15 protein-coding genes are annotated in these 13723 nt (G+C 28.7%); 11 read left to right on the top strand and 4 right to left on the bottom strand.

Annotation, left to right across the window (positions count from 1 at the left end; genetic code table 11):
• Position 1: 1 nt before the first annotated feature.
• Positions 2 to 865, top strand: a complete 864-nt coding sequence (locus tag J2Z39_RS06265; protein ID WP_209814326.1) for an ROK family protein — start codon at positions 2 to 4, stop codon at positions 863 to 865.
• A 6-nt stretch (positions 866 to 871) separates the two neighbouring features.
• Here the strand turns inward: J2Z39_RS06265 and J2Z39_RS06260 are convergent, their stop codons facing one another.
• Positions 872 to 1612, bottom strand: coding sequence for an SDR family NAD(P)-dependent oxidoreductase (locus tag J2Z39_RS06260; protein WP_117522139.1), 741 nt, complete (start codon positions 1610 to 1612; stop codon positions 872 to 874).
• Entirely contained in the window at positions 1609 to 3054 is a 1446-nt protein-coding gene (locus J2Z39_RS06255) for a nicotinate phosphoribosyltransferase (protein ID WP_117522138.1), read from the bottom strand. Before J2Z39_RS06255 ends, J2Z39_RS06260 begins: the two co-directional genes overlap by 4 nt.
• Positions 3055 to 3224: 170 nt before the next feature.
• On the opposite strand from J2Z39_RS06255, the gene J2Z39_RS06250 reads away from it, so the two are divergent.
• The 3 genes from J2Z39_RS06250 to J2Z39_RS06240 all read left to right on the top strand — a co-directional run bounded on the left by J2Z39_RS06250 (position 3225) and on the right by J2Z39_RS06240 (position 6267).
• Complete coding sequence (locus tag J2Z39_RS06250) at positions 3225 to 3875, top strand: HAD family hydrolase (protein ID WP_117522137.1); 651 nt, start codon at positions 3225 to 3227, stop codon at positions 3873 to 3875.
• Positions 3876 to 3971: 96 nt separating this feature from the next.
• Positions 3972 to 4673, top strand: a complete 702-nt coding sequence (locus J2Z39_RS06245) for an ABC transporter ATP-binding protein (protein WP_117522136.1) — start codon at positions 3972 to 3974, stop codon at positions 4671 to 4673.
• 1 nt (position 4674) lies between these two features.
• The gene (locus tag J2Z39_RS06240) at positions 4675 to 6267 is read left to right on the top strand and encodes a hypothetical protein (RefSeq protein WP_209814324.1); all 1593 of its coding nucleotides are present in this window, start codon (positions 4675 to 4677) and stop codon (positions 6265 to 6267) included.
• An 18-nt stretch (positions 6268 to 6285) separates the two neighbouring features.
• Here the strand turns inward: J2Z39_RS06240 and J2Z39_RS06235 are convergent, their stop codons facing one another.
• Both J2Z39_RS06235 and J2Z39_RS06230 read right to left on the bottom strand, forming a co-directional pair.
• Positions 6286 to 6483, bottom strand: a complete 198-nt coding sequence (locus J2Z39_RS06235) for a hypothetical protein (RefSeq protein ID WP_209814323.1) — start codon at positions 6481 to 6483, stop codon at positions 6286 to 6288.
• A 70-nt stretch (positions 6484 to 6553) separates the two neighbouring features.
• On the bottom strand, positions 6554 to 6904 hold the full coding sequence (locus J2Z39_RS06230; RefSeq protein WP_117522133.1) for an SdpI family protein: 351 nt from the start codon (positions 6902 to 6904) through the stop codon (positions 6554 to 6556).
• A gap of 111 nt (positions 6905 to 7015) precedes the next feature.
• On the opposite strand from J2Z39_RS06230, the gene J2Z39_RS06225 reads away from it, so the two are divergent.
• The 7 genes from J2Z39_RS06225 (at position 7016) to J2Z39_RS06195 (ending at position 13223) form a co-directional block, all read left to right on the top strand.
• Positions 7016 to 8176 carry a glycosyltransferase gene (locus J2Z39_RS06225; RefSeq protein ID WP_117522132.1) on the top strand — a complete coding sequence of 387 codons (1161 nt, stop codon included), beginning with the start codon at positions 7016 to 7018 and terminating at the stop codon, positions 8174 to 8176.
• Positions 8145 to 9146: an LTA glycolipid anchor biosynthesis glycosyltransferase, IagA/BgsA family gene (locus J2Z39_RS06220; protein WP_209814320.1), complete on the top strand. Its 1002-nt coding sequence runs from the start codon at positions 8145 to 8147 to the stop codon at positions 9144 to 9146. The genes J2Z39_RS06225 and J2Z39_RS06220 overlap by 32 nt, the downstream gene beginning before the upstream one ends.
• A gap of 65 nt (positions 9147 to 9211) precedes the next feature.
• Entirely contained in the window at positions 9212 to 9835 is a 624-nt protein-coding gene (locus J2Z39_RS06215) for a hypothetical protein (RefSeq protein WP_147318538.1), read from the top strand.
• Positions 9836 to 10019: 184 nt separating this feature from the next.
• On the top strand, positions 10020 to 10376 hold the full coding sequence (locus tag J2Z39_RS06210) for a DUF2089 domain-containing protein (protein WP_117522129.1): 357 nt from the start codon (positions 10020 to 10022) through the stop codon (positions 10374 to 10376).
• Positions 10369 to 11421, top strand: a complete 1053-nt coding sequence (locus tag J2Z39_RS06205; protein WP_209814318.1) for a DUF4097 family beta strand repeat-containing protein — start codon at positions 10369 to 10371, stop codon at positions 11419 to 11421. Before J2Z39_RS06210 ends, J2Z39_RS06205 begins: the two co-directional genes overlap by 8 nt.
• Positions 11422 to 12154: 733 nt before the next feature.
• Positions 12155 to 13006 carry a mechanosensitive ion channel family protein gene (locus tag J2Z39_RS06200; protein ID WP_209814317.1) on the top strand — a complete coding sequence of 284 codons (852 nt, stop codon included), beginning with the start codon at positions 12155 to 12157 and terminating at the stop codon, positions 13004 to 13006.
• Positions 12993 to 13223, top strand: coding sequence for a DUF951 domain-containing protein (locus tag J2Z39_RS06195; RefSeq protein ID WP_117522126.1), 231 nt, complete (start codon positions 12993 to 12995; stop codon positions 13221 to 13223). Before J2Z39_RS06200 ends, J2Z39_RS06195 begins: the two co-directional genes overlap by 14 nt.
• The last annotated feature ends 500 nt before the right edge of the window (positions 13224 to 13723 follow it).

The following is a 13723-nucleotide window of genomic DNA, read 5'->3' as shown; positions in this document are numbered from 1 at the left end:
AATGTATTATGGATCAATAGAGCTAGGTGGAACAAAGATTAGAAGTGCGATTTTTGATGATGATGGGAATTTGAAAGATGAATATAGGATAAAAACTAGCAATCCTAATGAAAATATGAAAAAAGTAGTGGAATTTTTCAGTAAATACAAAATAAAGTCTATTGGTATAGGAGCTTTTGGTCCTATAGATGTCGATAAAAATTCTTATACTTATGGTTATATATTAGCTACACCTAAAAAATTATGGAGAAACTTTAATTTATTAGCATCTTTAAGCGAAAAATTAGATGTTCCAATGGGATTAACAACCGATGTAGGAGCATCAGGAATTGGAGAATATTATTTAGGCGCTGCTAAGGATAAACCGAGTTGCCTATATCTTACAATAGGAACGGGTATAGGTGGTTCATATATTCAAAATGGCAAACTACTAGAAGGATTTTCACATCCTGAGATGGGTCATATAGAAATTTCAAAAGATAGTGATGACAGCTTTAAAGGAGTTTGTGATTATCACAAATCTTGTTTTGAAGGTTTATGTTCAGGGCCAGCTATAGAAAAAAGAGCAGGCAGAAAAGGGGAAGACTTATCTATATGTGATCCAGCTATTGAAATTTCAGCAAGGTATATAGCTAAGGCTTTATATACTTATACTCTTATTCTAAGACCTCACATAATTATAATAGGTGGTGGTGTTGCCAACAAAGAGGGGATGATTGAAAAAATAAGAGAAGAATTTGATAAAATTAAAGGATGCTACTTGTCTATACCAAGTAGTGAAGAATACATAGTATTCCCAGAGCTAGGAAACGAAGCTGGTCTAATAGGCGGATATATCCTAGCTAAGGAAACTGCTAGAAAATAATTTTGTTTAATACATTTTGTTAATTTTCTCAATCCACATTACGAATGAGTGGGGGATGATTTTTGAGATCACAAGCATAAATTTAGAAGCATGATGGGTGGTTATTAAGTCTCCTTTAGCTGCTTTTTTTAAGGCTTTTTTTACTAAAATATGCAAATCCTCTTTTCCATATTTTTTAAGATTATTTTCATTATTATTTCCAAACTCGGTATCTACAGGGTTTGGGCATAGGGTGGCAACATGGATTTTTTTATCTTTTAGTTCCCTATTTAAGGCCCTAGATAAGCTTATAAGATAGGACTTACTAGCTGCATAAGCTGCAAATTTAGGTTGGGGAATAAACCCTGATACACTTGCTACATTTATTATAGTAGAATTCTCTCCCATATAGGGCAAAGCAATCTTAATTAACTTACTAGGAGCACTTATATTCAGTTCTATAAGTTTTTCATTATCTTCTAAACTAATATTTTCAAAGTAATCATTAATCCCCATACCAGCAGAATTAATTAATAGACCGATTTTGTTGCTAGTTTTTTTAAGCTCATTTTCTATTATAAAAAAGCTTTTTTCATCTAATAAGTCTAGGGCAAGTATTTTTGTTGGTGTTTTTAAATTATCTCTTACTTCTACTAGTCTTTTATACCTACGGGCTATAAGCCAAATTTCATCATAATTCTTATTATCTATTTGGTAAGCGAATTCTCTACCTATTCCGGAACTTGCCCCACTTATTATAGCAATCATTGTCCTCTTTTAGCTTCTAAGATTAAGTTTTGCTTTAGATTCCATAAATCTTGGGAAAGGTCTACATAATAATTATGTGGTTGATCAAATCTCTTTACCTCATCCCAAATACTTTCCATCTCACTTTGGTAATATTCATGGATTTCTTCAATGCTAGGTTCTTTATAAACTAGCTTACCATTTTCAAAAATAGGCTCTTGCATAAGGCGAGCTTCATAATTATCCATTTTTTTCATCTTCCATGTAAATAGTGGATCAAATATTACAAGTGGTTGATTTTCATCAACTTCTTCATTCCTTAAAGTTATATAGTCTGCCTCAGCCTTGCCAGTATTTTTATCATAGAGTCTATAAACTTTCTTAAAACCTGGAGTTGTAATTTTTTCTACATTTTCAGAAATTTTAATTTTTGATTTAAGTTCGTCATCCTCATAGATTCCTACTAGTTTATAGACTCCACCAAATACAGGATCAGATTTACTTGTTATAAGTCTTTCTCCTATGCCAAAGGAATCGATTTGAGCTCCTTGAGATAGTAATGAATTAATTTTAAATTCATCTAAGGAATTACTTGCAACTATTTTTGTATCAGTAAAACCACTTTCATCAAGTATTTTTCTTATTTCTTTAGATAAGTAAGCAAGGTCTCCAGAGTCTATACGTACTCCGCCAGTAAGTCCTTTTGGTTCTAGAACTTCCTTAAATATTTTCATAGCATTTGGCAAGCCGCTATTCATAGTATCGTAGGTATCAATTAATAATATACAATTATCTGGATATAGTTCTGCATAAGTTTTGAAAGCTTCGTATTCACTGTCAAAAGCTTGTACCCAAGCATGAGCCATAGTTCCAGATGGCTTAAATCCATAAGTTTTTGCAGAAAGTGTATTACTTGATACAGGGGCACCTGCTATATAAGCTGCTCTTGCTCCTGTTAAAGAAGCATCGGCGCCTTGAGCACGTCTAGATCCAAATTCCATTACTAATCTTTCTCCTGCAGCACGGACTATTCTACTAGTCTTAGTTGCGACCAATGAATTGAAGTTCATTGATAAAAGTAAATAAGTTTCAAGTATTGAGCATTCGATAATAGGAGCTTTTACAGTTATTATAGGTTCTCCTGGAAACATAACAGACCCTTCTGGATATGACCAAACGTCTCCTGTGAATTTGAAGTCTTTAAGATAGTCTAGAAAATCATCAGAAAAATTGCCTACTTTCCTAAGATATTCTATATCCTCATCGGAAAATGATAGATTCTCTATGAAATCTATAATATCATTTAGACCTGCAAAAATTGAATAACCGCCTTCATCTGGATTAGACCTATAAAATGCGTCAAAAATTGCTACAGTATCCTTCATTCCATTGTTAAAATATCCATTAGCCATAGTGAATTCATAAAAATCACTTAGCATGGATAAGTTTCTTTTGTTGTTCATAAAACCCTCTTTCTTTACATACTATTAATATTTTACCATAATGTATATACAATGGAGTAAAATTATCAATCAAAATGTTCTTAAAATTATTAATTCCCTAAATAATTAATTTTATGCAAATTTTGGGTAAGAGTTTTTAGAAAAGAATATAAAAAAGAAAAGGGGATATAATGTATATTTTTGATATAGATGGAACGTTGCTTAATACTATAGATTCTATCAATTATTATCTAAATGAAACTTTTAAGTCTTATGGGCTAAAAGAAGTACCAAAAGATAAAGTAAGAGAATTTGTAGGTAATGGTCCTAAAGTCTTAGTTGATAAAGCTTTAGAATATGCTGAATTTACTGGTGATGATAATCTTCATGAAGAAATTTATAATAGTTACAACAAGGCTTATGATGATAACCCGAGCTATCTTACTAAGCCATTCGAGGGTATAAAAGAGTCTTTAGATTCTATAAAAAACAATGGAGAAATACTAACAGCTTTTTCTAACAAGCCAGATTCTACGAGTAATAGAGTTTTAAAAGAAATTTTTGGCAAAGATTATTTTGACTATATACTAGGTTATAGAGAGGACTATAAAAGAAAGCCATCCCCAGAAGGAATAATAATTATCGCTAGCCATTTTAATGTGCCATTTTCAGAAATTTTATACTTTGGAGATAGTGAAGTAGATATGAAATGTGGTAGCAATTCCAGCATATTTACTATTGGTTGTTCATGGGGATTTCGTGATAGAAAGATTCTTGAAAGAGAAAACCCTAATCTTATAATAGATAGCCCTTCTGAAATCATATCAATTAAAAGAATATAATATATAAATAATATTATATTGATTACTATAGATTATTCTAGTTTAAAATCCAATCCTTTGATATACTCATAACTAATATTAAGGATAGGAGCAAATATGAGACTGGTTATAGAAAACTTATCAAAAAAATTTGAAGAAAAAAGCGTCTTAATGGATTTAAGTGCCAAATTTGACCAAGGGATAATATATGCTCTCTTAGGAAGAAATGGTGCAGGAAAGACAACTCTTTTTTCTTTGATTTCAAAAGAATTAAAAAAAGATAGCGGCGAGATATATCTTTTAGAAGATGATGAGAAAATAGATATTAATTTAAAAGATGTATTTTTTATGCTGGCAGAACCAGAGCTGCCAAGGTTTTTAACTGCTAGAGAATTTATAAATTTTTTTATAGATGTAAATAAAGAAAGAATTAATGATAATCTAGATCCTAATTATTATTTTGACCTAGTAAGATTTGATGAGGAAGATAAGGATAGGCTTATCCAAGGATATTCTACAGGCATGAGAAATAAACTTCAAATGATGATGTTTCTTATCTTAAAACCAAAAGTAATTCTTATGGATGAACCGCTAAATTCTCTGGATGTAGTTGTTCAAAAAGAAATGAAAAATCTTATAAAATATATAAAAAATGACCATATTATAATTTTTTCTACTCATATTTTAGATCTAGCTAAGGATATATCAGACGAGATAGTTTTACTACATAAGGGCCAAATAGAGGAAGTAGATAGGGAAATTAAAAATAATCCAGACTTTGAAGAGAAGATAATAGATCTTTTACAAAAGGAGGATTAATATGGAATATTATAAAAAATATAGGATTACAGAAAATGCAAATTTAGCGGATAAGGTAAATCATATTATTTATTTTTTTCATCACTTGCCTTTAATTGGAAAATATACAGGGGATAAGTATAAAGCTTACGCTTTTAAAAAGTTTATTTTTGCCATAGGACCTATACTTAGCATTATTGATCAGATTTTAAAGTGCATATTTACATTTTTTATTGCCTTATTTCATGCGGGATTTTTTCTATGGCTAATTAAAGGTTCATGGCATTTTCCAGATAATATTTACAATGATTTTGTAGACTTGGCCTTAACAAATTTAGGATTTTTAAGTCTTTATCTGGCACCTGCTGTACTTTCAAATTCTATTAGCAGAGGAAAAGTAGAAATTCATAAATTAAACAAGCAATATAAGATGCTTGCAAAAGAAAGTGGCTTGATTCAAGGGGTTTTTGATCCACTTAGGCTTGGAATTGGGAGAGTTTTTGCTTTTACAATATTTTTGGGATTTAAAAATGGGTTTTTAATAAGCTTTATTCTTGCCTTTATAAGAATTATTTCCAATGCCTTTACCTTATCGCTGTTAAATAAAAAAGATAAAATATATGCAGACAAAACTTGGGTAAATATTATTGTCTTTATTATTTTATTTGCTGGATTGATGTTAATTAAAGATATTGATAGCAATATCTTGATGCTGGTCTTTACAATAACTTTAATAATTTCTATTTTTGCAAGCAAATATCTTTTGAAATTTGATGAATATGGCAAACTTTTGGAAGATGCAAAGCTTGAAGATACAGATATGAATGTAGATTTGGATCAGATTGCAAATGATAGTTTGGCTCTTAAGGATACAGACATAAAAACAGATAAAAAAGAAAATGGCAGAGGATATGAGCTTTTAAATAATTTATTTTTTGCAAGACATAATAGGGTGATTGTAAAACCTATTTTAAAAAAAGCAGGAATTTTATTTGCTATAATTATCACTCTTATTGCTTTTACTAAATACAAGCAAGCGGATTTTAATTTTGATACTTTAAATATATTGATAATATCTCAACCAATATTTATGTATTTACTTTATTATAATCCAAATATTAATAGAGCAATGTTTTTAAATTGTGATAGGCCATTGCTCCAATATGGCTTTTATAGGGAAGAAAAAGCTATTTTTACTATGTATAAGCTTAGGTACAAAACTGTTTTAAAAATAAAAATGCTTAGTCTTTTAACTGGGATTTTGGTAAATGTATTAAATTTTATTGTGTTTGAGAAATTTTATTTAAGAACTTTAATATATTGTGAAATTTTTGTCCTTGTTAGCTTTTTATTTTATGTATCTCTTGATTTATTTTTATATTATATTTTTCAACCATTTAACTATGAAGCTACTAATATAGGAAAGGGATACAAATTTGCAAATTCTTTGCTAGGATATTTAAATGTGCTTTTTATTCCGCTTATTATTTCAAAATTATCTATAAGTGGACAAATTGTTTTACTAGTTTTAAGTTATGTTATGTTTGCTTTAATAATAATTTTTCATTTGTTAGTGAAAATATATGGAAAAAAGACCTTTAGAATAAGAAATTAAGACGATATTATTGTCGCCTTAGTTCTTATTTTCTATATCGTTTATAATATTATTTACATCATTAACATCTAAAAATACAATGAAATTTAAAATATTTGCAATGATTTTAGATATTTTATAAGAAAGAGTTTTTTTGCTATTATTTTTATTTTTTTCAGCTTGATAAGCTACAATTACAACTGAAAATGTAGTTAATATTACAAAAATACTATCCATATAATTTCCTTTCTCTTATAATGCTTATAAACTATCTTATTATATAACTACCCAGAATTTAACTTAGATTTCACTCATCTTTTAAGTTAAATTTCTTACGAACCCTAATCTTTACTATAAAAAATAATAGCAAGAAATAAATAACTGAAAGTAATAAAATTAATACAGTCATATAACTTCTCTTTAGGCCCATGTATAAGAGTATAGGGTAAATTATACCAAATAAAGCAATTCCTAATATTATGGCAAGTTTACCTGCAAAATTATTGCCATATTCCCAAGAGTCTTTATTATAGCAAACTTCCCATAAATGAAAACCTACTTTCATTTCTGGATATGAGCTATGAAAATGTTTAAAAAACACTCCTATATATAGGCTAAAAATTAGAAGTATTATATCTGTTGCAATTAATGGTCCCATATGCCACCTCGTTTCTTATAGACTATACTAATTATTGATTTAATTAAAACTAGAATAGATTGTTAAAATTGTAAATAATAAAAAAGAAAATATAGTATTATTGAGGAATTTATGAAAATACTTATAAGCAGTGACTGGTATTACCCAGTAGTAAACGGGGTAGTGCGTTCAGTCTTAAATTTAAAAGAATATTTAGAAAATCAAGGACACGAAGTAAGAGTTCTAACTCTATCTAATACTATTTCAAGCTATAAGAGTGAGGATGTGTACTACGTTGGATCTCTTTCCGCTAGGAAAATTTATCCAGAAGCAAGAGTTACAAATATCTTAGCTAAGACCCATCTTAGGTCCATTAAAAAATGGGAGCCAGATATTATCCATAGCCAATGTGAATTTTCTACATTTGTAATGGCTAAATCACTTTCTAAAATGTTAAATGTACCTCTAGTCCATACCTATCATACAGTTTATGAGGATTACACTCATTACTTTATAAAAAATAAAGCGGCAGGAGTTAAAATTGTTGCTAAGGCTAGCAAGACCTTTGCAGATATGTGTCAATACATAATAGCACCTACTAAAAAAACAGCTAAAATTTTAGAATCTTATAATATTGATGCTAATAAAATAGCTGTTATACCGACTGGTATTCGCATACCTGATATCTATAAAGAAGATTTAAAAGATGAGCTTGATTTAGATAAGGATAAGAAAATATTGCTTTATTTAGGTCGTTTAGCTGAAGAAAAAAATATTGAGGAACTTATTAGGTTTTATGAAAAACTTAAAGATAGTTCAATAGCCTTTTATATAGTCGGTGGAGGTCCTTACTTAAATAAGCTAAAAGCTTATAGTAAAAGCTTTAGTAAAGAGATTAATTTTGTAGGCATGGTAGAACCTAGTGAGGTTAATAAATATTATCAAGCAGCTGATATTTTTACTACAGCTTCAACTTCAGAAACTCAAGGACTAACTTATTATGAAGCTCTATCAAATGGAACAGTAGCTATTTGTAGAGATGATAATTCTCTAGAAGGTGTAATTAAAGATGGCTTTAATGGATATAGGTACCATAATTTTGAAGAATTTAACTCCTATATGAATTTAGTTTTAGATGATGAGGATTTTCATAAGCAGCTAATTGATAATGCTAGGTCCTACGCTCTAGAGAATTTTTCTGTAGAAAGTTTTGGTTCTAAGTGTGAAGATCTATATAAAAAGGCAGTAAATGAGTACGGATATGAAAGTTCTTTTATACACAAAAGATTATGATACAGTTAAAGAAAGCGGAGTAGGTAAGGCTATAGATCATCAGATAAGAGCCTTATCTCTGATAGGTTGTGATTTTACCTTGGATGAAAAAGATGATTATGATCTAGTACATATAAATACAGTCTTTCCTAAATCAGTAGCTTTTGCAAATAAAGCTCATAGAGATGGTAAAAGGGTGGTTTACCATGGACATTCTACAAAAGAGGATTTTAAAAATTCTTTTATTTTAAGTAACCAGATAGCTCCTGCTTTTAAGCGTTGGCTGATTCATTGCTACAATAAGGGAGATTTAGTCTTAACTCCTACAGAATACTCCAAAGAAATTCTAGAAAGTTATAAACTTAAAAGGGAAATAGAGGTTGTTTCTAACGGAATAGATCTAGATTTTTGGAAAAGTAAGGTTTGTGATAGAGAAAACTTTTATGAAAAATATGGACTTGATAAAAGCAAAAAGTCTATAATATCTGTGGGTCTTCCTATAAAGAGAAAGGGAATAGATGATTTTATAAAATTAGCATCGGCTATGCCAGAATATGAATTCGTTTGGTTTGGTAAACTCAATCAAGCAGTTCTTCCTAGTGAAATAAAAAAGGCTATGGAAAATAAAACAGAGAATTTACATTTTCCAGGATATATTTCAAGTGAAGAGCTTAGAGAAGCTTATAGTGGCTCGGACTTATATGTATTTTTAACCAGAGAAGAGACAGAAGGCATAGTTTTACTAGAAGCCCTTTCAACTAAGGCAGATATTTTAGTTAGAGATATAGAAATATTTAAAAAAGATTTTATCAATGGAACAAATATATACAAGGGTAAGGATTATAGTGATTTTAAACTAAAAATAAAATCTATACTAGAAAGTGATTTACCATCATTAGCGGAGGTAGGCTACGAAGAAGCAGAGAAAAAATCTCTTATAAATACAGGAAAGAGATTAGTTGAATGTTATGAAAAGGTGTTAAAATTATGAGATCAATCCTAAAGTTTTTAATACTTTCCCTAATAACTTTACTTATTCCAGGAGTAATTTTAGGGATGGCTTATAAGTTAGATTTTAATGATATAGGAATAATAGTAAGCCAAATGTTAATAATGTTTGTATTTGTCTTAGTATTTACAAATATTTTTAAATATATGAAAAAATATGAACTAGATACAGAAATGTTAATAGGGCAAAAAAGAAATATATCAGATCTTAAGGAACTTAGAGATGAGCGTAAAACTTATAAATCAAAAGCTATGATAACTAGCAAAATACTAAGTCACACTTATAGTAAAGAGGAAATAGATAATCTTAAAAAATATGCAACTAGTAATGAAGATATGCAGCATTACTACTCTGCACTTATAGATCATGCAGATAAAGAAAGTAGACAAGAAATAAAAATTCGTAGAGATAATTTTAATAAGAGATATAGCAAAAAACAAAAAATCTATCCAGATTTTAATGGAAATGTAAAAACAGCGGGTAAGTGGATAATATTTTTCTTCACCCTGGCAATAATTTATAATCTGATTCCTAAAATTATTGGAAAAAATGAAGTTATATTAGCTTCTTTCTATATGTTAGGCATGATATTTTTAGCGGTAGTTATGTTAAATACAATCTTATGGATAGTAAGGAGCCTTAGATCCTACTGGGCTCGTGATTATATATAATTTAAGTCTGTTGAAAATAAGTAGTAAAACTATTTATTTTCAACAGTTTTTTTAATTGTAAAAATCAATATTGAATAGAGAAACGAGTATAATTTAATAAAAATGACCAGATTTATTAAAAATATTAATTTTGACTTTACAAATATTAAAATCATAGTATATTTATATTAAAAGGAGGCTATCTATGATTAATAAATGTCCAAACTGTGGCGATGAAATGATTATTACTTCATATAGATGCGAGAATTGTTATACAGAAGTTAGTGGAGAGTTTGAAATGGATAACTTTTCAAGGCTTGATAAGGAAGATAAAGAATTTATAGAATTATTTTTACAAAAAAGAGGGAGCATAAAAGATGTTGGAGAGGAAATAGGCATATCTTACCCAACAGTGAGAAATAGGATAGATAAACTAGTTAATAAACTTGGTGGAACTATAGATAAAAAGGAAAGCCGTATAGATATTCTTAATATGCTTGATAATGGCGAGATTACAGCAGACCAAGCTCGTGAATTATTGGAGGGATTAAAAGATGAATGATGAAAAACAAATGATTCTAGAAATGCTAAAGGAAGGCAAAATCACAGTCGAGGAAGCTAGCAATCTAATAGATGCTCTCGGTGGTAAAAAATCTAGGTCTAATAGTGATTTTGTATCAAAACTTAGTCAATCGCTTGATAGTGTAATAAAAAGGACAAGTGAAACAATTAGCAATTTTGATTTAGATAATATAGATATTAACCAATTTAATATTAAAGGCGAAACCAATACTCATAAGGAAATGAGAATAGATGATGAAATAAATTCTATTAATATTGATATACCTAATGGTAAAGTCTTAGTAGAAAGGGCAAGCGATTCAGCAATTACTCTTACTCAAGATATTTGGGCAAAAAAAGGTGATTTATTAGATTATTTAGAAATTGATATTAATGGAGATAATTTAGAAGTAGGAATCAATGAATCTTATCATAATTTTGATGCTACAAGTATACTACATTTATCTTTAGGAAAAAATTTATATGATAATCTTGACATTGATCTTATAAATGGAAATATTGAGATTGAAGATGTAGATTTTAATGCGATAAATATAAACTCTGTTAATGCAAAAATTAATATCATAAATTCTTGTGGCAATATAGATGTCAATAATACTAATGGTAAAATTGACCTTAAGAATACTAATGGCTATCTAAGTGTAAATAATGTAAATGGCTCAGTATATCTATCTAATATAAGTGGTGAAAGTGCAGACATAAATGCTGTTAGCGGAAATATTAGAGTAGATGGATTGGATGTAAAAAAATATAAGGCTGATACACATTCGGGAAATATTAGAATTTATAATATTAAAGATAGTAAAGAAGTCAAGTTGAATTCTGGATTTGGTAATATAACAGTTGATAGCCAAGACTTTACAGGAGATATAAAAGCTAATGTTTTAAGTCAAGGTTTAAATATAAGTGATAAATACAAAAACAAGATGCAAAAAAATAAAGGATATGAAATTTCTACAAATGTAGATAAAACTGATCTTGAAATTAATGCATCTGCAGGTTTTGGTAAGATAAACTTAAGATAATATTAAATCATTAAGCACCTTCGGGTGCTTTTTTAGTCTGTTTAAAAAAATATAAAATCGACCATTTCGACCGAGCGTAGTGAGCGGAGAAATCTCATGAGATTTCTTAATGCATTCGTTTCACGCACATTAAAGCTCGTTTGCTAGACAAACTTTTTCTTACTTTTGGACTAGTTTTAGAGATGAATTTACTAAGTGAAAGTATATTCATCTAGATGAGATGGACTGTATCTTAATTTATATTATTAACAAGTTATAAAATATACTTTGTCTACGTTCTGAAAAGCATATTCGTGTGCTTTTTTTAATTTTAATATCGTAAACTAAACACTTATTAAGAATATATTACTTTAGAAAAATACTTTGATATAAAAATTTATATATATTCTATATAAATAACTTCTGTAGATTATTTCCTAAAGTTCTATCAATTCAGCAAAAGCTACTATATTTATTTTAAAAGAAGTATAAGTGTAATATTCCTACAAGTGTAGTTAGCATATGTGTCACTTGTTTACAAAAAGAGGCTAGTAGATACCAAATGGATATTTTTTTAGACTATAAGAAAAAATATGATAAAGATTATATAATATTTAATACTTTAATTCGTAATATAGGAATATCTAGTTATCTTAAATAAGTGTTTACTTTATTAACTAGATATTATAATGTGTAAATTATTGACTAATGATAGAATTAAATATATTATGATTAAAAAAGAAAGGTTGGTATAATGCCAGATATAAATGTAAATCAATTAACTAAAACTGATTTTTTAAAAGATGTACTCATGATTCTAATTATCTTAGTATTAGGGAAAATATTATTAGAAGTTCTATCTCATTTTATAAGTAGAGCCTTTACGAACAAAATAGATGAAGATGGATATAGAAAAGTGAGGATAGAAACCCTCAGTAAAAATCTATATACAGTTATAAGATTTATAGTGGGTTTTATAGTATTAATGATAATTTTGGATATGATTGGTATAAATACTAGATCAATCATAGCAACAGCAGGGATAGGTGGGGTAGCAATAGCTTTTGGTGCTCAAACCTTAGTAAAAGATATTGTTACCGGAATTATAATTATAGTTGATGATACTTACAGAGTAGGAGATTGGATAAAGACTGCTGGAGTTGAAGGAACGGTTGAAACATTAGGAATGCGTCATACAAAAATTAGAGATTATGATGGGTCTTTGCATACCATCCCTAATTCTCAAATAACAAATGTACAAAATTTAAATAGTGGGCCAATGAAATTTGAATGTAATATATATCTATCTTACGATGTTTCATATGAAGAAGCTCAGGATATAGTGAATTCTGTTTCAGAAAAACTAAAAGAAGATGAAGAATTAGGTAAATATATCCTAGAAGATGTAAGTCTATTTGGAATAATGGAAATACGTGAGTCATCATATGTAGCAAAAACTACAGCTATAGCAGTGCCGGGATATCAATGGGCTCTTGGAAGAAAAGAAAGAAAACTCATAATAGATGAGATTTATCATAGAGATCTAAATCCAAGTATACAAACAGTGTCTATAGCAAGTGGAAAGGAATTCAATGAAGAAATATAAATTAAAGGACGTAATAACATTAAAAAAAGGGCATCCGTGCGGAGAAAATAAGTGGGAGATAGAACGTATGGGTGCAGATATGAAGCTAAAGTGTTTAGGCTGTGGTAAGTCAATATGGATAAAGCGTCTTGATTTTGATAAAAAAATAAGAAAAATACAAAATAAAGATGGAAAGATGGTATCCATAGTAAATTATAATCCAAGAGAAGAAAAGTAAAAAAAGATTTGACAAAAAAAATAAAGTCTGTATAATAGTAAAAGTCGACACCGCAAAGATGCCAAGAGGTTTTAAAAGAAAAACAAAAAAACACTTGACACAATATCAAAAAGGTGATAGACTAAATAAAGTCGAAACAGTTAATTTGTAAAGCCGAGTAAACTTTTTGTAAAAATATTTTAAAAAAAGTTGACAAAGCAAAAATTAAGTGGTAGACTAATAAAGTCGTTACAAACAAACGACAATGAACCAGATGTATTATACATCTAAAATGAAATTTAATATCAATGATTATGTAAACACAAAACATAATCAACCTATCAATAAATAACGATAAAGTTATTGACAACTTTAACCAAGTTGATTTCTTTAAAAAGGATGATTATATAAATCACGCATTGATTGAAAAAATCAGTGTAAATGAAGAGCTTGAATCAAAAAAGCTTTTATGAATAAAAAAAGAAAACTACGTTAAGTAGAGAAAATATTTTTCATGAGAG

Source organism: Anaerococcus nagyae (assembly GCF_017874535.1).
In the GTDB taxonomy this organism is placed as follows: domain Bacteria; phylum Bacillota; class Clostridia; order Tissierellales; family Peptoniphilaceae; genus Anaerococcus; species Anaerococcus nagyae.
This window is presented reverse-complemented; position numbering and strand designations above follow the sequence as displayed.

Excerpts from the sequence above, each read along its gene's own strand:
- J2Z39_RS06265 (WP_209814326.1), top strand. The coding sequence starts at position 2 with ATGTATTATGGATCAATAGAGCTAGGTGGAACAAAGATTAGAAGTGCG.
- J2Z39_RS06260 (WP_117522139.1), bottom strand. The coding sequence starts at position 1,612 with ATGATTGCTATAATAAGTGGGGCAAGTTCCGGAATAGGTAGAGAATTC.
- J2Z39_RS06255 (WP_117522138.1), bottom strand. The coding sequence starts at position 3,054 with ATGAACAACAAAAGAAACTTATCCATGCTAAGTGATTTTTATGAATTC.
- J2Z39_RS06250 (WP_117522137.1), top strand. The coding sequence starts at position 3,225 with ATGTATATTTTTGATATAGATGGAACGTTGCTTAATACTATAGATTCT.
- J2Z39_RS06245 (WP_117522136.1), top strand. The coding sequence starts at position 3,972 with ATGAGACTGGTTATAGAAAACTTATCAAAAAAATTTGAAGAAAAAAGC.
- J2Z39_RS06240 (WP_209814324.1), top strand. The coding sequence starts at position 4,675 with ATGGAATATTATAAAAAATATAGGATTACAGAAAATGCAAATTTAGCG.
- J2Z39_RS06235 (WP_209814323.1), bottom strand. The coding sequence starts at position 6,483 with ATGGATAGTATTTTTGTAATATTAACTACATTTTCAGTTGTAATTGTA.
- J2Z39_RS06230 (WP_117522133.1), bottom strand. The coding sequence starts at position 6,904 with ATGGGACCATTAATTGCAACAGATATAATACTTCTAATTTTTAGCCTA.
- J2Z39_RS06225 (WP_117522132.1), top strand. The coding sequence starts at position 7,016 with ATGAAAATACTTATAAGCAGTGACTGGTATTACCCAGTAGTAAACGGG.
- J2Z39_RS06220 (WP_209814320.1), top strand. The coding sequence starts at position 8,145 with ATGAAAGTTCTTTTATACACAAAAGATTATGATACAGTTAAAGAAAGC.
- J2Z39_RS06215 (WP_147318538.1), top strand. The coding sequence starts at position 9,212 with ATGGCTTATAAGTTAGATTTTAATGATATAGGAATAATAGTAAGCCAA.
- J2Z39_RS06210 (WP_117522129.1), top strand. The coding sequence starts at position 10,020 with ATGATTAATAAATGTCCAAACTGTGGCGATGAAATGATTATTACTTCA.
- J2Z39_RS06205 (WP_209814318.1), top strand. The coding sequence starts at position 10,369 with ATGAATGATGAAAAACAAATGATTCTAGAAATGCTAAAGGAAGGCAAA.
- J2Z39_RS06200 (WP_209814317.1), top strand. The coding sequence starts at position 12,155 with ATGCCAGATATAAATGTAAATCAATTAACTAAAACTGATTTTTTAAAA.
- J2Z39_RS06195 (WP_117522126.1), top strand. The coding sequence starts at position 12,993 with ATGAAGAAATATAAATTAAAGGACGTAATAACATTAAAAAAAGGGCAT.